Origin of the sequence: Kitasatospora nipponensis, from assembly GCF_039528135.1 — a bacterium.
GTDB classification, from domain to species: Bacteria; Actinomycetota; Actinomycetes; order Streptomycetales; family Streptomycetaceae; genus Kitasatospora; species Kitasatospora nipponensis.
In genome coordinates this window covers 1-1,065 of record NZ_BAAALF010000511.1, presented here as the reverse complement: position 1 = coordinate 1,065, position 1,065 = coordinate 1, and the positions used below count along the sequence as shown (strand labels likewise).

The 1,065-nt window shown below is 68.4% G+C and carries 1 protein-coding gene; it reads left to right on the top strand.

The features are described from left to right. On the top strand, positions 1-1,065 hold a 1,065-nt coding region (gene ispG / locus ABD323_RS41560), incomplete at both ends, for a flavodoxin-dependent (E)-4-hydroxy-3-methylbut-2-enyl-diphosphate synthase (RefSeq protein ID WP_344447278.1).

Sequence of the window (1,065 nt, the reverse complement as noted above, 5' to 3'; positions counted from 1 at the left end):
GCGGCGGTACTCGCGGCAGATCATGGTCGGCAACGTTCCGGTCGGTGGTGACGCCCCGGTCTCGGTGCAGTCGATGACCACCACGCTGACCTCGGACATCAACGCCACGTTGCAGCAGATCGCGGAGCTGACCGCGTCGGGCTGCCAGATCGTGCGGGTGGCGGTGCCCTCGCAGGACGACGCGGACGCGCTGCCGATCATCGCGCGCAAGTCGCAGATCCCGGTGATCGCGGACATCCACTTCCAGCCGAAGTACGTGTTCGCGGCGATCGACGCGGGGTGTGCGGCGGTGCGGGTGAACCCGGGCAACATCAAGGCGTTCGACGACAAGGTGGGGGAGATCGCGAAGGCGGCGAAGGCCGCGGGCACCCCGATCCGGATCGGCGTGAACGCGGGTTCGCTGGACAAGCGGCTGCTGGAGAAGTACGGGCGGGCGACTCCGGAGGCGCTGGTGGAGTCGGCGCTGTGGGAGTGCTCGTTGTTCGAGGAGCACGACTTCCGGGACATCAAGATCTCGGTGAAGCACAACGACCCGGTGGTGATGATCAACGCCTACCGGCAGCTCGCGGCGGCCTGCGACTACCCGTTGCACCTGGGGGTGACGGAGGCGGGTCCCTCGTTCCAGGGGACGATCAAGTCGGCGGTGGCGTTCGGGGCGCTGCTGGCGGAGGGGATCGGGGACACCATCCGGGTCTCGCTGTCGGCGCCGCCGGCGGAGGAGATCAAGGTGGGCAACCAGATCCTGGAGTCGCTGGGGTTGCGTCAGCGGGGTCTGGAGATCGTGTCGTGCCCCTCGTGCGGGCGCGCGCAGGTGGACGTGTACAAGCTGGCGGAGGAGGTCACCGCGGGTCTGGACGGCCTGGAGGTGCCGCTGCGGGTGGCGGTGATGGGCTGTGTGGTGAACGGTCCGGGTGAGGCGCGGGAGGCGGACCTGGGGGTCGCCTCGGGCAACGGCAAGGGCCAGATCTTCGTGAAGGGCGAGGTGATCAAGACGGTTCCCGAGTCGAAGATCGTCGAGACCCTGATCGAGGAGGCCATGAAGCTGGCCGAGCAGATGCAGGCCGA